Below are 18,909 nucleotides of genomic sequence, written 5' to 3'. Positions count from 1 at the left end.
CAAGCTATGCCGGGCAGGCAAACTCCCGCTGAATCTCAGCGAAAAACGCACCGCCCGTCAGGGGCGAACACGCTTACGCAGTTCATGCGCACCGGACAGCCAGTGCCGAAAAGCCCTGCCGACGCTTCGTGCACCGGCATATAAAAGCAAAACCGAGGTTTCCCTCGGTTTTCTTCTTTATCTGCGGCGGCGCGAACCGTTCTTTCGATCGGTTGCGTGGCGCACATCGGCCTGACGGCTTTCGCTGTCCGACATAAACGCCTTCAGCTTATCCTCAAAGCTCATCGTGGACGGGTCCTTCGGTGCCTGCTGCACACGTCCGCGCGGTGCGGACGAACGCTGGAAACGCGGCTGACGCGGCGCAAAGCCGCCCTCACGGCGCTCCTGTCTCGGCTGACGCGGCTCCTGCGGCTGCGCCTTCTTGATCGACAGATTGATACGGCCTGCCTGATCAATATTGATGATCTTTACCTTGACCTGCTGGCCCTCCTGCAGGAAATCCTTGATGTCATTTACGAAAGTCGAAGCGACCTCCGAAATATGCACCATACCCGACTTGCCTTCGGGCAGCGCAACGAATGCACCAAACTTGGTGATGCCGGTTACCTTGCCCTCTACGATTGCTCCCACTGCCAAATCCATATAAGCTGTTTTGCCTCCGTTATTATTTCCCTTTTACCGGCTGGACGTATCTACAAAAATACGCTCGCCCGGTTCCGCATAGCCCAGTTCTGTCCGCGCCATCTCTCCGATATCCTCCTCGGAAATGCCGCTTTGCATTTCCTGCCGGAGCGTCTCGTTCGCCTTCTGATATTCCTCCACCCGCAACGTCAGAGACGCGAGTTCATCCCGCTTGCTCTTGATCTGCGTGCGCAGGTTTACCACATTGACGACCGCGTAAAGCAGAAACACCACTACCGCTGCCCTGATAAGGATCATCCGCGTGCGCCTTGTCATCTGCTCACCTCATATCGTTTGCTTGCGCGTCAGACTGATACAGGTTTTATTTTATACCTTTTCTGCGAAAAAGAAAAGAGTCTTTTTTAAATTTTTTCGTCAAAAACCGAATTTTTACCGAACTGCACCGCTGTTTTACCACCGTTTGACAGTGCACCCGCAGGCCGTATACGGCGCGTCTCAGCTTCGCAAGCACCTGCAGGAGCCTCATAAGCACTTCCAGCATGGTTTCACTCAGTGCTGCAAGGTACAATTCCACGCCGCCTGCCGCCGTTAAGAGCACAAAGCCGCGCGGCTGACCGGCGGCCGCGATCAGCCCGAACTCGAATAAGGCCGCCAGCACGATCGCCCAGAACAGCGTATCGAGCAGCGCCACCCCTGCCCATCCGCACCGGAAATGCAGACGCAGTGCCCGCAGTATGTCATACACCGCCCCGATCCCGACACCGAGCAGCAGGCTTTGCAGCACGAGCGTGACCTGCTGGCTGTTCGTAAACACCGGCATGGCCGCTCACCCGCCGAATATCCGCCGGAACAGGCTGTCGCGCGGCTGCACGCTGTCGTCGTACTCAAGCAGGCCGATCTCACCCTGAATGATCAGCTCTCCGGCCTCCAGCTGCAGCCGCTCTACATGCAGTCCCTGACCGCGCACGACCAGCATGCCCCGCACGGTTTCGAGCAGCACCTGTTCCTCATCAAAGCTGTGCACATCGGTCACACCGGAAATGGTCAGCTTCTCTCTCCCCTCCAGAATGACACTGTGCGGCATTTCACGGCTTCGTTCCTCCTGTGCCATATAACTCCCCTCCTGACTGCAAAAAAGTATCCCGCTCTGCAATATATGCGAGAGCGGGATACGTTATGTTCGGTTTACAGTTCTTTATACAGCGCGGACGCATCTGCTTTGAGCGTATGCTCCGCGATATTCAGCACTTCCACCTTCATCGTGCGCTGACCGAATGCGATCTCGATCACGTCGCCGATCTTCACCTGATATGAAGCCTTGGCCGGCTTGCCGTTGACCGTGATGCGCGCTGCATCGCATGCATCATTCGCCACCGTGCGGCGCTTGATCAGGCGGGATACCTTCAAATACTTGTCTAATCTCACTTGTTTCCGTCTACCTTATCCTTCAAAACTTTGCCCGGCTTGAACGCCGGCATGGTCGCCGCTGCAATATTGATCTCCTCGCCGGTACGCGGATTGTGTCCCGTGCGTGCTGCGCGCTCCTTGGTCTCAAACGTGCCGAAGCCGCTGATCTGCAGCCTGTCACCGGCTGCCATGATATCCGCAATGGCGGTAAACACGGTGTCGATCGTCTTTTCGGTGTCCTTCTTGGAAAAGCCGGTCTTTTCTGCGACCAGCGTCACCAGTTCGCTTTTCTTCATGGTTTTGCTCCTTATGCGTGTTCCTCGTGCTTTGCGCTGTCCCACAGTGCATCCAGTTCGGAAAGGGACAGGTCAGCCAGCTTTTTGCCTGCGGCAGTCGCCTGACGCTCCATCTCCGCAAAGCGGCTGACAAACTTGTTGCAGGTCTTTTCGGCGGCAGCCTCCGGATCGATCTTCAGGTGACGTGCCACGTTGACGGACGCGAACAGCAGGTCGCCAAGCTCCTCCTCCGGATCGCCGTCGCCGTCGATGGCACGGCGGACCTCGTCAAGCTCCTCCTGCACCTTGTCAAGTGCATCCTTCACGTTATCCCAGTCAAAGCCGACCTTTGCCGCCTTCTTCTGCAGCTTTTCTGCACGGATCAGACTCGGCAGGCTCTTTGCTACGCTTTCAAGCGCCTGCGTATCGGTCTCCTGATGCTTCTCCTTGCGCTTGAGGTCATCCCAGTTCCTGAGGACCTCCTCGGACGAGGCGACCTCGACATTGCCGAAGATATGCGGGTGACGGAAGATCAGCTTTTTACAGATGCCGTCCGCCACATCGTCGATGTCGAATGTGCCCTTTTCCTTCTCCATCTGGGTGTGAAATACCACCTGCAGCAGAACATCGCCAAGCTCTTCCTTCATATGCTCGGTGTCCTCGTCGTCAATGGCTTCGCAGACCTCGTAGGTCTCCTCGATGAAGTTGCGGCGGATAGAATGATGATCCTGCTCACGGTCCCACATGCAGCCGTCCGGCGCACGCAGGATTTCCATAATGCGGAGCAGATCATCGAACTTGTAACAATCCTTTATTTCAAAATCAACCATTTTTGCACTTCCTGATTACTTTAGATGTAAAATATCTGCGATTTTCTCGCCCTTGGGCAGCAGCAGAACATCATCCCGCTCGACTGCACCGAGCGCGAGCAGCAGAACGGCATACACGACAACCGCCACGCCGATGCACGCGAGCGTGATCAGCTTGTCAGGCATGGTTCCGGGCGCCGCGTTCAACGCACCGTTCAGTACGCGCTGCACAATGAAAATCGCCGCACCCATGCCGATGGTGGCCGCCAGCGGACGGCAGACCGTTTTTCCGATCGGCGGCAGCGAGCCCGTCAAACGCCTGATGTGGAACAGGTTGATGACCGCGATCAGCCAGTAGCAGAGCGCCGTACTGATGGGCGCACCCATGATATTCAGCGCCGGATTGCCGATGAGAAAATAGTCACCTAGCATTTTGACAACCGCGCCCGCAAACATCGAGACAAGCGGCAGGTCAATACGGCCGAACGCCTGCAGCGTCGAGTTGGTGACAGCCACAAGTGCCGCCGCCGGTACGGCAAAGCCGAGCAGACCCATCAGCACACCGCCAAGCTCCGTGCCCTGCGAGTACAGCATGCGCAGGATCGGTCCGGCGAGCATGATGAAGCCCGCGCCGGCCGGCAGGGTGATGATAACCGTCATACGCAGCGTGGTACCCAGTGTTTTGGAAACCTTGGCATGGTTGCCCGCTGCGCGTGCGCTTGCGATAGTCGGTAGCACGCTGACCGCCAGTGCGGTGATGAGCGTCTGCGGCAGGTTGAAGAAGTTGATGGCCTGACCGGTGTAAATGCCGTAGGTAGACATTGCTTCTCTTGCCGTCATGCCGACCGCCGGACTTTGCAGACGCGTGGAAATCAGCGCCACGTCGATCAGGTCGGTCAGGCTCATAACCGCTGAGCTGATCGTGATCGGGATGGACAGACTGAGCAGCGTTTTCGCCAGCTGGCCCGCCGGACGCACGCTGTCGTCCAGCGTGTGCACCGCCGAGCTGCTGCGATGCGTGATCGCACCTTGAATGAGCATGTAAACAGCGGCAGCCACCTCGCCGATGGTAACGCCGAGGACGGTCATTGCCGCGACTGCCTGATCGGAAAAGTTATGCTGAACCGCGTAATACGCCAGCCCAAGACCGATAAACAGCTTGCCGAGTGACTCGATCACCTGCGAAACCGCCGTCGGCACCATGTTCGAGCGGCCCTGATAATAGCCGCGGAACACCGCCAGAACAGCAACCATCAGCACACTCGGTGCGATGGCCATAACCGCCAGCCGGGAATCCGCGCTCTTGATCCAGGATGCAAACGTGCCCGCGCCGAGGAACAGCACGACCGCGCAGATCGCGCCGAGCGGAATGAAAATGCTTCCCGCCACACGGACGGTGCGCCGCACCTCATGTTCTCTGCCGCGGGCTGTGGCCTCTGCGACCATTTTCGCCAGCGCCGCCGGAACACCGACGGTCGAGATCATCAGCATCGCCGTGTACACGCGGTACGCCGCGCTGAACATGCCGAACGCAGGCGAATCCTTGCCGCCGATCATGTTGAGCAGCGGTATCTGGAAGAATGCGCCAATCACCTTGACCAGCAGACTGGCCAGCATCAAAATGAACGCACCCTGAATGAAATTCTGTTTTTTACGCTGCAAACGCCGTACGCCCCTTCCTTTGATCAGAATGGGCATAGCTGCCCTTGCCCGATATTACAATATGATGCATCAAACCGTATTATGTTACAGCTCTGCACCGCAGGACGAGCAATATGCGTCATCCTTGCCGCACGGTTTGCCGCAGTGCGGGCACGCCGTTACCGAGCGCATTTCCGCCAGCTTGTCGCGCAGCGCGGCCAGCTTTTCCTGCTTAGCATCGACCTGCGCCATCTTTTCGTCCATTTCCTCGTTGGTGACCTCTGCACCGCGGTGCAGATCGTACACCAGCTTGCCGATTTCCTTGTACAGTGCTTCGCACTCGGTGTTCAGATCGAAAATCTGCAGGTTGATGCGGGTCGCCAGTGCAAGGTCGTTCGCCTTTTTACCGGCTACGCCTGCCGCATGACGGGAGACCTTGCCGGTCTTATCCGCCATGTCCTTTACCTTATCGAGAAACGCCTGCATTTTCATATCCATAGCTTGTCGCTCCTTCCGACGGAATGTCTCCGTTTCCGGTCTCATGGTAATATTGCGTAATGGAACAAGGGCGATTTGCGGGAAAATTTCCGCAAAACGCCGCAGTTTCAATTATGTGGTATTGCCATTATACTTCATACCCTGCCAAAAAGCAATAATCCGGACACTTTTCAGCCGATAAACTCATGCAGAACCGAATCCTCCGGCATATACGGCTTGTAGTCGATCGGCGAAACCTTATCCAGAATCGCGCTGAGCGGTGCAAGGTCGGCCTGCTCGAGCATTTTTTCCTCGACCTGCAGCTTTTCGCTCAGGTACTGCATGAGGATGTTGGTCTCATACGGCAGATAGGTGTCCACCGTAAGATCAGCCTGCCCGCGGTACGGCGAAATATACAGTCTCTCGCCTCTCCGCACCGAGTTCCACTGCTTTAAGGTGTACTCCACCGGCGAGCTGCGGAACAGGCTGTCGCGCATGGCGCGGCGCAGAAAGCGCAGCATGTGCGGCTCAACGCGGACGTTGCGGTCCGTAAACAGCACACTCGCCACCGAAAGATAGACGCTTGTCGCATGCTTCTCCAGATCGCCCATGATGACCGGATTGAACGCGTGAATGCCCTCGATCATCACAATTTCGTCCTTATGCAGCTGCACCGGACGGTCGTTGCGATGCGAGGTACGCGTTTCAAAGTCGAAGCGCGGCACCATGATTTCCTCGCCTGCCACCAGACGCGTCAGGTGGTCGCGGAGCAGATCCAGATCCATGCACTCCGGACTTTCGAGGTCATTGACGCCGTTTTCCTCGTCAAACGGAATGTCGTAGGTGCCCGAGGTACGGTAATAGTCGTCCATCGAGATCATGTGCGCGTGAATGCCCGCCAGCTCGAGAATGCGGCCCAGACGGTCGTTCGTGGTGGTCTTGCCCGATGAGGACGGGCCGTTGAGCAGCACGACCGGCTTGCGCTTGCAGTTCGCGGCGATCTGGTCAGCCACCAGATGCAGCTGACGATGATAATGATCCTCGCAGTCGTTCACAAAGGCTTCCGCGTCGCATTCGGCACGGTGATTGATGTATTTCAGTGTGTATTCTGCCATAGCCAGTCCCTTCTTACGGAATTACTCACTCATTTCCCTATCCTGATCATTTCTTGGGGAACAGCAGCTTTTTCTTGCCGTTGGCCAATCTGTCCGCCGCCTGAATGTACTCAAGCGGATATTTGGGATTGTTCGCGCGCTCAATCCAGCCGGTCTCGCGCACGACACGCTTGGAAACACCGCCTGCACCGAGCGACAGAATGGTCTGCAGCTCCTCCATCATGCTCACGTTGTAGAAGCATTCGGTGCCCGGCTTGCACCAGCCGACGTTCTCGAAGCCGCCTGCCATAAATTTCTGCCGGTAGAGATAATACGGGCCGTAGCCTGCGTTCTGCAGTGCATGCGCGGCACCGTCCAGCATTTGAGAAACGGTCTCGCGCTGTGCAGCGGCAGCCGCCTTATCGGTCAGATCAGCGCCGCGCTTGATGGCGAGCGTATGCACCGTGATATTCTCCGGCGAAAGATGCAGCAAAGTATCCACAGTCTGTGCAAAAGTCTCGGCGGTGTCGCCGGTCAGACCCGCGATGAGGTCCATGTTGATCTCGTCAAAACCCGCCTGCCGTGCCTCGTCAAACGCGCGGAGCACGTCTGCCGAGCCGTGTTTTCTGCCGATTGCGGCCAGAACGGCGTCATTCATGCTCTGCGGGTTGATGCTTACGCGGCCAACGCCCGCGCTTTTGAGCACGCGCAGCTTTTCCGGTGTGATGGTATCCGGACGGCCCGCTTCTACAGTATATTCGCGCAAATGTGAAAAATCAAAGTGATTTTCGAGCGCCGACAGCAGCCGTGCCAGCTGATGTTCGTCCAGCGTGGTCGGTGTGCCGCCGCCGATGTAGACGCTCTGCACCTGCTTGCCCGCTGCGCGGACGAGCGCGGCTGTCTCCTCGATCTCGCGGCAGAGCGTGTCCAGATACGGCTCGATGAGTTTACCCGACTGCGCTGTGGTTGCCGATACGAACGAGCAGTAATAGCACCTCGACGGACAGAACGGAATACCGACGTACAGCGAAATATCGTTCTCACCGATGGTCTTGTCCATCTCCATCGCGGTTGCGGCCGCGCGGATGGTCAGCGCCGTGCGCTCGGGCGAAACGTGAAAGTGCTCGCGCAGCTCGATCGCCGCCTCGCCGCGCGTCATGCCGCGCTCGATCATGCCGCGCGCCAGCTTGGCCGGACGAACGCCGGTCAGGCTGCCCCAGACCGGGGCCTGCGGCAGAAACGGCACGGCCGCGTCGTACACGGTCGTTTTCACCAGTTCGGTGATGGTGCGCTTGTAGTCCAGCGTTGCCAGTCCGGCGACGGACGCGTGCTTTTCCGCCTCGTGCGTTACACCGTCCATGCAGACGATCGCACGCGCGGCGGCTTCGCCGTTCTCCTCAGTCAAAATGCTGCGGCAGTACGGCTCGGTAAGCTGCTCGACCGAATCTGCCCTGCTCAGCGTTTCAGTCGGCAGCAGATGAAACAGCATTTCCTCTACCGCGTGTTTCAGTTCGTGATTTTCCAGTGTATAGATCATTTTCCCATCGCCTGCAGCATATATGGATTGTATGCGCGTTCCTCGTTCAGCGTAGAAATGCCCTCATGGCCGGGGAATACCTTGTAATCGCCGTCAAGGTCATGCAGACGCTTCAAAGAGCGCAGCATGGCAGAGAAATCGCCGCCCTCAAGGTCGCAGCGGCCGCACTCGTGACGGAACAGCGTATCGCCGGTGAACAGGCAGTCACCGATCCTGATGACGGACGAGCCGGGCGTGTGACCGGGCGTTGCCATGTAGGTCGCGGTCATACCGCCGAACGTCACCTCGGTGCCCTCATTCGCCAGAATATCCGGCGTATCCTGCACATAATTGCGCGCCAGCCCGCGGAACTGACCCATGTTGTCGCGGCTCAGCAGCCAGGTGTCCTTCTCCGGCACAACATACTGTGCGCCGGTCGCTTCGAGCACCTCGTGCGCCGCCAAAATGTGGTCAAAATGCGCGTGCGTCAGCAGCACATATCTGACATTCAGCTGTTCCTCGTTTACCGCATGCAGGATCGACTTGGCGTTGTCGCCCGGATCGATCACCGCGGCTTTGCGGGTTGCTTCGTCATATACAATGTAACAATTCGTGCGGACCATGCCCACACAAAGCTGCAACAATTTCATAGTAATATCCTTTCAGGAAATCAGTGGTTAGGAATTGCGGTGGGCAGCTTCGCTGCCATTTTAATCATCGCGTTGTGCGCGATACCTCAATTACTCATCACCAATTATTTCCGCATATCTTTGGTGTCCATCCATAAGGTGACCGGTCCGTCATTGAGCAGGTCAACCTTCATATCCGCGCCGAACTCGCCGGTCTCGACCGGCAGGCCGCTCTCGCGGCAGCGCGCGATGAATGCTTCATACAGCGGGATGGCGGTCTCCGGACGGGCAGCGCTCGTGAAGCTCGGGCGGTTGCCCTTGCGGCAGTCACCGTAGAGCGTGAACTGCGACACGATGAGCAGACCGCCGCCGACATCCGCGAGTGAGCGGTTCATTTTGTCGTTTTCGTCCGTGAATACACGCATTTTAACTGTTTTATCGGCCAGATAAACCGCATCGTCCACGGTATCACCGTCTGTGATGCCGAGCAGGACAAGGAAGCCCTGTCCGATCTGTCCGTGAATCCTGCCGTCGATCGTCACCGACGCGTGGGAGACGCGCTGAACCAGTGCCCGCATTATTTTTCCTCTTTTCGTAGTAAGTTTTGAATTTAATCTGTTGATTTTTTTGATTTGGAATGGGTGCCAAACCTTGGCTGGGGTTCCAAAAGGGTAGACACCAATGGTTTCTACCCTCTTGGGACTCCCGTTTCCTTTTTGGGATACCCTGAGTGCAGATGGTAGACTTCGCAAGCAGGAAAGGAACGGCAGAGGATTTTTTCTTCCGCATGGTATCCACTTATTCGCATTTCGGATACCGTACTGCTACATCCAATTGGGGTCTACGCTGGGTGCGGCATAGCAGTGCCGCGCAACTCCTTTGATGATACCAGTTAGATACATCGTGGGGCTCGATGACCCATCGAGCCTTTGTAAACCTTCTACACCAGCCAATGCCTCCCCTTTTAGGGGAGCCTGAAACGCGCAGGCACAAGCGCTTTCCGCGTCTCATTTTCCATTCTCAATCATCAATTATCAATTCGTATCAACCGTTCGGGTGACATCCACGACGCCCTTGATGGAACGCAGGCGGCTGATCATATTATCCAGCTGATGGACGCTCGTGACGTCAACCATGGCGTTGATAACGCCGTAGCCGTCGTTGAGGTCGCGTGCGGAAATCTCATGCACATTGATCTTACTCGATGCAAACGCCAGCGTAACATCGCTCAGCACGCCGATACGGTTGCGCGTGGAAATCTGCAGACCTGTAGAGAACTTATTGACATGACCGGCATTGGCCGCCATATCCTCATCCCACCAGGCACGGACCCAGCGGTCGGGTTCTTCCTCGATATGGACATTCACGCAGTCGCGGCGATGGATGGAAACACCGTAGCCGCGGGTGACAAAGCCGACGATCTCGTCGCCCGGAATCGGCGTACAGCAGCGGGCAAACTTGACCAGACAGTTATCAATGCCTTCGACAACAACGCCGTCGCTGGATTTATTCTGGCGGCGCTGCTGCTGCTCATTCTGCGGATGTGCGGCACGCTCTGCCTGCTCGCGCTGGCGGCGCAGCTTGCCGACATCGTCCTTAACCTTATTGATGACCTTGGTCAGCATAATGCCGCCGTAGCCGATGGCCGCGTACAGCTCATCGACCGTGTTGAACGAGAACTTGTTGAGCGTGTTCTTCTGCACCTCTTCGTTCTCATAGAAGCCGTTATACAGCAGGTTGGCACGCAGCTCGCGGTCGAGATCCTCCTTGCCGTTGACGATATTTTCCTCGCGGCATTCCTTCTTGAACCACTGCTTGATCTTGTTGCGCGCCTCGGTGGTCTTGACGATCTTCACCCAGTCACGGCTCGGACCGTGCGCCTCCTTGGAGGTCAGGATCTCGACAATATCGCCGTTTTTCAGCTGGCTGTCGATCGGTGCGATACGGCCGTTCAGCTTGCAGCCGGTCATGCGGTTGCCGACTGCCGAGTGAATCGCATACGCAAGGTCGATCGGCGTTGCACCTGCCGGCATGTTGACCACATCGCCCTTGGGCGTAAAGACGAATACCTCGTCCGCGAACAGGTCAACCTTGATGTTTTTGATAAAGTCCTCGGCCTCGGTGTCCTGCTGGGCTTCAAGCAGCTGGCGAATCCACGCGAACGCTTCCTCGTTGCCCTTCTTATCCAGACCCTGCTTGTACTTCCAGTGCGCCGCAACACCGTATTCCGCCATTTTATGCATCTCTACGGTACGAATCTGCACCTCAAACGGGATGCCCGCTCGGCCGATGACCGTCGTATGCAGCGACTGATAGCCGTTCGGCTTCGGCGTGGAGATATAGTCCTTGAAGCGGCCCGGAATCGGCTTGTACAGGTCGTGGACATAGCCGAGCACGTTGTAGCAGTCCGCCACGGTATCGACAATGACGCGCACGGCGCAGATATCATAGATCTCGTTGATGGTCTTGTGCTGGGCATACATTTTGCGGTAGATCGAGTAAATATGCTTGACGCGGGCCGAAATTGCGTTGTGGATGTTCGCTTCCTTCAGCTTGGTGCTGATGCGGTCCTGAATGCCCTGCAGGAATTCCTCGTGCTGCTCGCTCTGAGCCTTTAAGCCTTCCACAATCTCGTTGTAGCCGATGGGGTCGAGAACCTTCAGAGACAGATCCTCCAGCTCCCACTTGATGCGGCTCATGCCGAGACGGTGCGCGATCGGCGCGTAAATCTCCATGGTTTCCAGTGCCTTGTCGCGCTGCTTGCGCTCGGGCAGGAACTGGAAGGTGCGGGCATTGTGCAGTCGGTCGGCCAGCTTGATAAGGATAACGCGGATATCCTTCGCCATGGCGAGGAACATCTTGCGCAGGTCCTCGAACTGCTCCTGCTCCTTGGAGTAGCGCAGCATGCCCAGTCGGGTTACGCCGTCCACCAGCTCCGCGACCGGCGTACCGAATTTGTTTTCGATCTCCTTGTAGCCGAACTCGGTGTCCTCAATGCAGTCATGCAGCAGCGCTGCACAGATGGAATCCGTATCCAGACCCATCTCCACAACGATCTCGGCGACAGCGACCGGATGAATGATATACGGCTCACCGTTGCGGCGCTTTTGTCCCTCATGCGCCTTGGCCGCACATTCGTATGCCGCGCGAATCTTCTTGATATTCGCCTGCGGGTTTTGTTTTTGTACGCGTTCGATCAAAAAATCCAGTTTCGTTTGCATAGATCCTTCCCCCATTCGTGTCACCCCGCCATACTTTGCAATGTGGCAAGGACAACCGATCCGGAAATATCGGCCTTGCCCTCGTAGGGTTTGAGCAAAATATTGAGCATGCCTTCCTTGAAATGATAGCTGATGAGTCCGGACTCCTGAAAAACGTCCAGACAGACGAACAGCTTGCCGATGTTAATGTCGCGTCGGCTTTCCCACGCAACCCGGCGGGAAAGTGCCCCGTCCGGTACGGAAAGCCGTCCGTCCTCCGCGCGGCAGGTCACATGCCGCCAGACAGCAACCAGATCCTTGCGGTCGGGCAGGAGCAGACGCGCTTCCCTTGCGGTGAGCGGGCCGTCCTGCATGAGTGTATTATACAGATTGAGAATCTTCTGATCCGCCAGATGCTCGCAGTCACTCAGCTGCACATCGCAGATGGTCAGCTGTACCGAACGGCGGCCTCGAAATTCGTTGATCTCCAGATGAAAGGCGGCATCCACGGTGTTGCCCTCGACAAAGCCGAGACCGCCCGCACCGATGCCGAACCAGATTGCAGAAAAACGCTTGCCGTCCTTGATGAGCGACAGACGAACGTGCCGGTCGCTGGACAGCGGCGTAATCTCCTCAACGGTCATGTTCTTCATGCAGAACACAGGCTCCGCGTTTTTCATGCCGTACGGCTCGAGTACGCCCAGAGATTCGATGTTCTCCTGCGTCAGCCACTCCGGCTGCACCATGCAGTCGATGTGCAGCTGCGGAACGAGCTCCGCCATGGTGACATGCGTTTCCGCGTACTTGCGCAGGCGCGTGCGGAGTTCTTCGATCCTGTCCGCCTGCACGGTCAGTCCTGCGGCAAGCGCATGACCGCCGTAGCGCTCGAACAGGTCCTCACACGAGGTGAGCGCCTCAAACAGATTGAAGCTGCCGATCGAGCGGCCGGAGCCCTTGCCTACGCCGTCCTCGTCCACCGAGATGAGCACGACCGGACAGCCGTAGCGGTCGCACAGGCGCGAGCACACAATGCCGATAACGCCCTGATGCCAGCCTTCTCCGGCCAGCACGATGATCTTATCCTCAAGCGGGTTGTATTCCCGGCGCAAACGCGTGAGCGTCTGCTCGAGTATCTTGTTCTCCTCGTTCTGGCGCAGCTTGTTTTGCTCGCAAAGCTCGGCGGCAAGCGCCTGTGCGCGTATCGGATCTTTCGTCAGGAACAACTCTGCTGCCAGTTCGGCCTTGCCCATGCGGCCCGCCGCGTTGATGCGCGGCGCGAGCACATAGCTGATGGTCGAGGAGGTCAGGCGTCGGTTCTTCATCCCCGCCTCACGCAGCAGCATTTCCAGACCGATATTTGCCGTCACGGACAGCTTTTTCAGTCCTTCCGCCACAATAATGCGGTTTTCACCGACAATCGGCATGACATCGGCTACCGTGCCGAGCGCTACGAGGTCGGCGTACCGGTCGAGCACGGAAAGCGTGTCGCCCTCGAGTGCGCAGATCAGCTTGAATGCCACACCGACACCCGCAAGACTGGAAAACGGATAGGTATCGTCCGTCCGCTTGCAGTCCACGACCGCCTGCGCGTCCGGCAGGTTTTCGTGGCACTCGTGGTGGTCGGTAATGACGACCTGCATGCCGAGCTCGCGTGCGACGGCAATCTCCTCGTTGGCTGTAATGCCCGAGTCCACCGTGATGAGCAGGCGCGTGCCCTGCTCGTACAGCTGCTCCATCGCCGGACGAGTCAGACCGTAGCCGTCCGTCAGACGATTGGGAATGTAATATTCACATTTTGCGCCCTTGCTGCGCAGATAATCCACCAGTGTGCACGTTGCCGTGATGCCGTCCACGTCGTAATCACCGTAGACCACCATTTTCTCTCCGCGATTTATTACATCGCGGATGACCTCGACTGCCTTATCCATATCGGTCAAACCGAACGGATCATGCAGTCCTCGCGCATCGCAGCTCAGGTAATCCGCCGCAGCCTGCGGTGTGTCGATGCCGCGCGCCGACAGCACCGCCGCCGTCAGCGGTGTATAGCCGGTCTCCCGCGACAGCACCCGCACCCGCTCGGTGTCCGGCGAGGCGATCACCCATCGCTTTGCTCTCATATTGAACGATCCCTTCCTGAGTCACGGCAGCAGCACGCCTTCCGGCGCCTGCGTATAGTAACTCCGATTTTATATTATCACTATTATACCAAAACACACCCAAAATCACAACATCTTTATCAAATACAGAAAAAACAGGTGTCTCGCTAAGAAACACCTGTTTTATTACACATTTCGACTTTATTTATCGCGTTTTCCGCCGTTTTTGCGGGCGAGAATCGGGCCGAGATACTGTCCGGTATACGAACCCTCGCACTGTGCAACCTCCTCCGGCGTACCGCAAACGACCAGACGGCCGCCGCCGTCCCCGCCCTCGGGACCGAGGTCGAGGATATAGTCCGCAGTCTTGATGACATCCAGATTGTGCTCGATGACAACAACCGTGTTGCCTGCGTCCACCAGCTTCTGCAGAACATCCACAAGCCTGTGGACATCTGCGACATGCAGACCGGTGGTCGGCTCATCGAGGATATAGATGGTCTTGCCGGTCGAGCGTTTGGACAGCTCGGTAGCCAGCTTGGCGCGCTGCGCCTCGCCGCCGGACAGCGTCGTGGAGGACTGACCCAGCTTAACATAGCCGAGACCGACCTCGCGCATAGTCTCCAATCGGCGTGCGATTTTCGGCACGTTGGCGAAGAACTCACACGCTTCATCCACCGTCATATCCAGCACCTCATAGATGTTCTTGCCCTTGTAGCGCACCTCGAGCGTCTCCTTGTTGTAGCGGCGGCCCTTGCACACGTCACAGGGAACGTACACATCCGGCAGAAAGTGCATCTCAATTTTGAGCAGGCCGTCACCCGAGCAGGCCTCACAGCGGCCGCCCTTGACATTGAAGGAGAAACGGCTTGCATTATAGCCGCGTGCCTTCGCATCTGCCGTCTTGGCGAACAGTTCGCGGATATCGTTGAACACCCCCGTATAGGTCGCCGGATTGGAACGCGGCGTACGTCCGATGGGCGACTGGTCAATGTCGATGACCTTGTCGAGATTCTCGATGCCGATGAATTCGTCATGCGCTCCTGCACGGGTCTTCGCGCCGTTCAGCTCCGCTGCCAGCTTTTTGTACAGGATTTCATTGACGAACGAGGACTTGCCCGAACCCGAAACGCCGGTCACACAGGTGAGCGTGCCAAGCGGAATGGTAAAGTCCGTATGCTTGAGGTTGTTTACCGCACAGCCCTTGACCGTGATGCTCTTGCCGCTGCCCTTGCGCCGGATTTCGGGCACCGGAATGAATTTTCTGCCCGAAAGATACTGTCCGGTGATGGATTTATCACTTTTCAGCAGCTCGTCTATCGTGCCCTCAAAAACGACCTCACCGCCGTTGCGTCCCGCCCCCGGACCGATGTCCACGATGTGGTCAGCCGCAAACATGGTGTCCTCGTCGTGCTCGACCACGATGAGCGTGTTGCCGAGGTCGCGCAGCCGCCCCAGGGTCGCAAGCAGCTTGTCGTTGTCGCGCTGATGCAGACCGATGGACGGCTCGTCGAGAATATACAGCACGCCCATCAGCGACGAGCCGATCTGCGTTGCCAGCCGGATACGCTGGCTCTCGCCGCCGGACAGCGTGCCGGACGAACGCGAAAGCGTCAGATATTCCAGGCCGACCGACTGCAGGAAGCCGAGGCGGTCCATAATCTCCTTGATTACTCTGTCACCGATTTTATGCTGCATTTCGGTCAGTTTGAGCGTGTGGAGGAACTCCATCGCCTTGACGACCGACTTTTCCGCGAACTCTGCGATGTTCAGTCCGCCGAGCGTGACCGCCAGCACCTCCGGGCGCAGACGGCGGCCGTGGCACGCCGGACACGGACTTTCGCTCATCACTTCTTCAATCTCGCCGCGCGACCACTCGCTGTTGGTCTCGCGGTAGCGGCGTTCGAGGTTCGGGATGATGCCCTCGAACGGCTGGCGCATCACGCCGCCCGAAATGCGGCTGACCGACAGCTCGAGCGGTTCATCTCCGGTGCCGTACAGAAGCTCGTCGAGCGCCTGCTCGGAGAACTCCTCGATGGGCGTTTCGAGCGTAAAGCCGTGTTTTTTGCCGAGTGCAGTGTAGTACATGCCCGCGATCGTACCCGGGTCGGCGTTCCCCCAGCCGGACGCACGGATAGCGCCCTGCTTGATGGAAAGGTGGCGGTTCGGAATGACGCGGTCCGGGTCAACGCGCTTCTGAATGCCCAGACCCGTGCATACCGGACACGCGCCGTATGGGTTGTTGAACGAGAACATGCGCGGCGTAAGCTCCTCGATAGAAATGCCGCAGTCGTCGCAGGCGTAGTTCTGCGAGAACGTGATGGGTTCGCCGCCAATGACATCCGCAATCACCAGACCACCGGACAGCGCAGACGCGGTCTCCACCGAATCAGTAATGCGTCCGCGGGCGTCCGGACGGATGACAACGCGGTCAACAACGATCTCAATGTTGTGCTTCTTGGTTTTCGCCAGCTTGAATTCTTCCGAAAGATCATGGATTTCGCCGTCTACGCGCACGCGGACATAGCCCTGCTTGCGGGCATCCTCAAACACCTTAACGTGCTCGCCCTTCTTGCCGCGGATGACCGGCGCAAGCAGCTGCACGCGCGTCTTTTCTTCAAGCGCCATCAGCCGGTCAATGATCTGGTCGATGGTCTGCTGGTGGATCTCCTTGCCGCATTTCGGACAGTGCGGCGTACCGATGCGCGCCCACAGCAGGCGCATGTAGTCGTAGATCTCGGTGACCGTGCCGACCGTCGAACGCGGGTTCTGCGAGGTGGTCTTCTGGTCGATGGAGATGGCGGGCGACAGACCGTCAATGTAGTCCACGTCCGGCTTGTCCATCTGGCCGAGGAACTGCCGCGCGTAGCTGGACAGCGATTCAACGTAGCGGCGCTGACCCTCGGCGTAGATCGTGTCAAACGCCAGGGACGATTTGCCCGAGCCGGACAGGCCGGTGAGCACCACCAGCTTGTCGCGCGGAATCTTGATGTCGATGTTTTTCAGGTTGTGCTCTCGCGCACCCTTTACATGGATATATTCCTGCATTGTATTTTTTCCTTATCACAAAATAATGGAGAATTGAAAATTGTGGTGATGTGCTTTGCACGTTTATTGATCGCCGCGCAGCGGCGTACCTCATTATCCATTCTCAATTTTCAATTTTCCAACGCCTTTATCTGATCACGGAGCTGTGCTGCGATCTCAAACTCGAGCATCTTCGCGGCTTCCTTCATCTGGCGGGTCAGGCGGGCGATTTCCTGCTGTTTTTCGCCCTTGCTGCGCAGCTTTTTCTTGCTGCTCGAGGGCACATTCGAGGTGATCTCGATAACATCCTGCACCTTTTTATGCACAGATCTGGGGATAATTCCGTGTGCCTTATTGAACGCATCCTGCAGCGCACGGCGTCGCTCGGTCTCGTCCATGGCGCGTTTCATTGAGGGCGTAATGCTGTCTGCGTACAGCACGACCATGCCGTGCTCATTTCGCGCAGCGCGGCCGATGGTCTGGATGAGCGAGGTCTCCGAGCGGAGAAAGCCCTCCTTGTCCGCATCGAGGATGGCAACCAGCGATACCTCGGGAATATCGAGTCCCTCACGCAGCAGGTTGATGCCGACAAGCACATCGTACACGCCGAGACGCAGATCACGCACCAGCTCCTGCCGCTCGATGGTCTTAACATCGTGGTGCATGTAGCGCACCTTGATGCCCGCGGTTTCGAGGTAATCAGTCAAATCCTCGGCCATTTTCTTGGTGAGCGTGGTGACCAGAACCCGTTCTCCCTTGGCTGTGCGGGCGTTGATTTCGCCAATGAGATCGTCGATCTGACCATCAACCGGACGGACAACAACCTCCGGATCAAGCAGACCGGTCGGACGGATGACCTGCTCGACTACCTGACCCGAGCGCGACAGCTCATACTCGGCAGGTGTTGCGGAAACATACACAATCTGGTTCAGACGGTCGTTAAACTCGTCAAAATTGAGCGGGCGGTTGTCATACGCGCTCGGCAGGCGGAAGCCGTTTTCGACCAGACTTTCCTTGCGGGCGCGGTCGCCGTGATACATGGCGCGCACCTGCGGGAGCGTGACGTGGCTCTCGTCCACGATGAGCAGGAAATCCTTCGGAAAATAGTCGATGAGCGTATACGGCGCACTTCCCGGCGCACGCCGCGACAGCACGCGCGAATAGTTCTCAACGCCCGAGCAGAAGCCGATCTCCTGCAGCATTTCAATGTCGTAGCGGGTGCGCTGCGCGATACGCTGTGCCTCGATCAGCTTGCCGTTTTCCTCGAAGTATTTTACGCGCTTGTCGAGTTCATCCTCCAAATCCTTGATGGCTTCCTCCAGTTTTTCCTTGGGCGTGACGTAATGGCTCGCCGGGAAAACAGCAATATGACCCAGTTCACCGAGCGAAACGCCGGTCAGCGGGTTAATACGGCTGATGCGATCCACCTCATCACCGAAAAACTCGATACGAACAACATCCTCATCCGAGTATACCGGCCAGATTTCCACCGTGTCGCCGCGCACGCGGAAGCGGTTGCGCTCGAACGCAATGTCGTTGCGCTCATACTGAATGTCTATCAGTCGGCGGATGAGCTCCTCGCGGCTCATCTCCATGCCCGGACGGATGGAAATCACCATGCTTTTGTAGTCGATCGGATCGCCGAGTGAGTAAATGCACGACACGGACGACACAATGATCACATCGCGTCTCTCGCTCAATGCCGAGGTCGCCGAGTGGCGCAGACGATCGATTTCGTCATTGATGGCGGAATCCTTCTCAATATAGGTGTCGGTCGAGGCGATATACGCCTCCGGCTGGTAATAATCGTAGTAGGATACGAAATATTCTACCGCATTCTCTGGAAAAAATTCGCGCAGCTCGGTGCAGAGCTGTGCGGCCAGCGTTTTATTGTGCGCGAGCACCAGCGTCGGGCGCTGGGTCTGCTCGATGATGTTCGCCATGGTGAACGTCTTGCCCGAGCCGGTAACGCCCATCAGCGTCTGCTCGGTCAGACCGTTGTTGATGCCCTCCACCAGTTTGGCCACCGCCTCCGGCTGATCGCCTGCCATTTGGTAGGGGCTGTGTATTTTAAATTCCGGCACAGAGCGTACCTC

The 18,909-nt window shown here is 57.4% G+C and carries 17 protein-coding genes; all 17 read right to left on the bottom strand.

The features are described from left to right. Positions 1 to 177 precede the first annotated feature (177 nt). The gene (locus PGY33_RS06305; protein WP_110435239.1) at positions 178 to 642 is read right to left on the bottom strand and encodes a S1 RNA-binding domain-containing protein; all 465 of its coding nucleotides are present in this window, start codon (positions 640 to 642) and stop codon (positions 178 to 180) included. Positions 643 to 675: 33 nt separating this feature from the next. After that, positions 676 to 957 carry an FtsB family cell division protein gene (locus PGY33_RS06300; RefSeq protein ID WP_110435240.1) on the bottom strand — a complete coding sequence of 94 codons (282 nt, stop codon included), beginning with the start codon at positions 955 to 957 and terminating at the stop codon, positions 676 to 678. A 46-nt stretch (positions 958 to 1,003) separates the two neighbouring features. Further along, on the bottom strand, positions 1,004 to 1,462 hold the full coding sequence (yabQ, locus tag PGY33_RS06295; RefSeq protein WP_270477781.1) for a spore cortex biosynthesis protein YabQ: 459 nt from the start codon (positions 1,460 to 1,462) through the stop codon (positions 1,004 to 1,006). Positions 1,463 to 1,468: 6 nt separating this feature from the next. Then, positions 1,469 to 1,753: a sporulation protein YabP gene (yabP, locus tag PGY33_RS06290; protein WP_110435242.1), complete on the bottom strand. Its 285-nt coding sequence runs from the start codon at positions 1,751 to 1,753 to the stop codon at positions 1,469 to 1,471. Positions 1,754 to 1,827: 74 nt separating this feature from the next. After that, positions 1,828 to 2,067 (bottom strand): RNA-binding S4 domain-containing protein, encoded by a 240-nt coding sequence (locus tag PGY33_RS06285; protein WP_116704678.1) that lies wholly within the window; start codon positions 2,065 to 2,067, stop codon positions 1,828 to 1,830. Beyond that, complete coding sequence (locus PGY33_RS06280) at positions 2,064 to 2,345, bottom strand: HU family DNA-binding protein (protein WP_270477777.1); 282 nt, start codon at positions 2,343 to 2,345, stop codon at positions 2,064 to 2,066. Before PGY33_RS06280 ends, PGY33_RS06285 begins: the two co-directional genes overlap by 4 nt. 11 nt (positions 2,346 to 2,356) lie before the next feature. After that, positions 2,357 to 3,154, bottom strand: coding sequence for a nucleoside triphosphate pyrophosphohydrolase (gene mazG, locus PGY33_RS06275; RefSeq protein WP_270477775.1), 798 nt, complete (start codon positions 3,152 to 3,154; stop codon positions 2,357 to 2,359). A gap of 15 nt (positions 3,155 to 3,169) precedes the next feature. Further along, positions 3,170 to 4,795, bottom strand: a complete 1,626-nt coding sequence (locus PGY33_RS06270; protein WP_270477773.1) for a putative polysaccharide biosynthesis protein — start codon at positions 4,793 to 4,795, stop codon at positions 3,170 to 3,172. An 84-nt stretch (positions 4,796 to 4,879) separates the two neighbouring features. Next, entirely contained in the window at positions 4,880 to 5,272 is a 393-nt protein-coding gene (locus PGY33_RS06265) for a zinc ribbon domain-containing protein (RefSeq protein WP_117751371.1), read from the bottom strand. Between the two features lie 170 nt (positions 5,273 to 5,442). Continuing rightward, positions 5,443 to 6,366, bottom strand: coding sequence for a uridine kinase family protein (locus PGY33_RS06260; protein ID WP_270477771.1), 924 nt, complete (start codon positions 6,364 to 6,366; stop codon positions 5,443 to 5,445). Between the two features lie 46 nt (positions 6,367 to 6,412). Further along, on the bottom strand, positions 6,413 to 7,882 hold the full coding sequence (hemZ, locus tag PGY33_RS06255; RefSeq protein ID WP_270477769.1) for a coproporphyrinogen dehydrogenase HemZ: 1,470 nt from the start codon (positions 7,880 to 7,882) through the stop codon (positions 6,413 to 6,415). Next, on the bottom strand, positions 7,879 to 8,511 hold the full coding sequence (locus PGY33_RS06250; protein ID WP_270477766.1) for an MBL fold metallo-hydrolase: 633 nt from the start codon (positions 8,509 to 8,511) through the stop codon (positions 7,879 to 7,881). The genes hemZ and PGY33_RS06250 overlap by 4 nt, the downstream gene beginning before the upstream one ends. A gap of 104 nt (positions 8,512 to 8,615) precedes the next feature. Beyond that, entirely contained in the window at positions 8,616 to 9,068 is a 453-nt protein-coding gene (gene dtd, locus PGY33_RS06245) for a D-aminoacyl-tRNA deacylase (protein ID WP_117492555.1), read from the bottom strand. Between the two features lie 456 nt (positions 9,069 to 9,524). Then, a complete protein-coding gene (locus PGY33_RS06240) occupies positions 9,525 to 11,711 on the bottom strand; it encodes a RelA/SpoT family protein (RefSeq protein WP_110435252.1) in 2,187 nt (728 codons plus the stop codon). Positions 11,712 to 11,731: 20 nt separating this feature from the next. Beyond that, complete coding sequence (recJ, locus tag PGY33_RS06235; protein WP_270477763.1) at positions 11,732 to 13,807, bottom strand: single-stranded-DNA-specific exonuclease RecJ; 2,076 nt, start codon at positions 13,805 to 13,807, stop codon at positions 11,732 to 11,734. 180 nt (positions 13,808 to 13,987) lie between these two features. Continuing rightward, positions 13,988 to 16,834, bottom strand: coding sequence for an excinuclease ABC subunit UvrA (gene uvrA, locus PGY33_RS06230; protein WP_270477761.1), 2,847 nt, complete (start codon positions 16,832 to 16,834; stop codon positions 13,988 to 13,990). Between the two features lie 110 nt (positions 16,835 to 16,944). Continuing rightward, complete coding sequence (gene uvrB, locus PGY33_RS06225) at positions 16,945 to 18,864, bottom strand: excinuclease ABC subunit UvrB (RefSeq protein ID WP_442865568.1); 1,920 nt, start codon at positions 18,862 to 18,864, stop codon at positions 16,945 to 16,947. Positions 18,865 to 18,909: the final 45 nt, after the last annotated feature.

The sequence above is a fragment of the Butyricicoccus sp. AF18-9LB genome, assembly GCF_027684505.1.
Lineage (GTDB): Bacteria > Bacillota > Clostridia > Oscillospirales > Butyricicoccaceae > Agathobaculum > Agathobaculum butyriciproducens.
The sequence above is the reverse complement of the archived record's forward strand: the minus strand, read 5'-3'. Positions and strand labels throughout refer to the sequence as shown.

Excerpts from the sequence above, each read along its gene's own strand:
- PGY33_RS06305 (WP_110435239.1), bottom strand. The coding sequence starts at position 642 with ATGGATTTGGCAGTGGGAGCAATCGTAGAGGGCAAGGTAACCGGCATC.
- PGY33_RS06300 (WP_110435240.1), bottom strand. The coding sequence starts at position 957 with ATGACAAGGCGCACGCGGATGATCCTTATCAGGGCAGCGGTAGTGGTG.
- yabQ (WP_270477781.1), bottom strand. The coding sequence starts at position 1,462 with ATGCCGGTGTTTACGAACAGCCAGCAGGTCACGCTCGTGCTGCAAAGC.
- yabP (WP_110435242.1), bottom strand. The coding sequence starts at position 1,753 with ATGGCACAGGAGGAACGAAGCCGTGAAATGCCGCACAGTGTCATTCTG.
- PGY33_RS06280 (WP_270477777.1), bottom strand. The coding sequence starts at position 2,345 with ATGAAGAAAAGCGAACTGGTGACGCTGGTCGCAGAAAAGACCGGCTTT.
- mazG (WP_270477775.1), bottom strand. The coding sequence starts at position 3,154 with ATGGTTGATTTTGAAATAAAGGATTGTTACAAGTTCGATGATCTGCTC.
- PGY33_RS06265 (WP_117751371.1), bottom strand. The coding sequence starts at position 5,272 with ATGGATATGAAAATGCAGGCGTTTCTCGATAAGGTAAAGGACATGGCG.
- PGY33_RS06260 (WP_270477771.1), bottom strand. The coding sequence starts at position 6,366 with ATGGCAGAATACACACTGAAATACATCAATCACCGTGCCGAATGCGAC.
- hemZ (WP_270477769.1), bottom strand. The coding sequence starts at position 7,882 with ATGATCTATACACTGGAAAATCACGAACTGAAACACGCGGTAGAGGAA.
- PGY33_RS06250 (WP_270477766.1), bottom strand. The coding sequence starts at position 8,511 with ATGAAATTGTTGCAGCTTTGTGTGGGCATGGTCCGCACGAATTGTTAC.
- dtd (WP_117492555.1), bottom strand. The coding sequence starts at position 9,068 with ATGCGGGCACTGGTTCAGCGCGTCTCCCACGCGTCGGTGACGATCGAC.
- PGY33_RS06240 (WP_110435252.1), bottom strand. The coding sequence starts at position 11,711 with ATGCAAACGAAACTGGATTTTTTGATCGAACGCGTACAAAAACAAAAC.
- recJ (WP_270477763.1), bottom strand. The coding sequence starts at position 13,807 with ATGAGAGCAAAGCGATGGGTGATCGCCTCGCCGGACACCGAGCGGGTG.
- uvrA (WP_270477761.1), bottom strand. The coding sequence starts at position 16,834 with ATGCAGGAATATATCCATGTAAAGGGTGCGCGAGAGCACAACCTGAAA.
- uvrB (WP_442865568.1), bottom strand. The coding sequence starts at position 18,864 with ATGGCAGGCGATCAGCCGGAGGCGGTGGCCAAACTGGTGGAGGGCATC.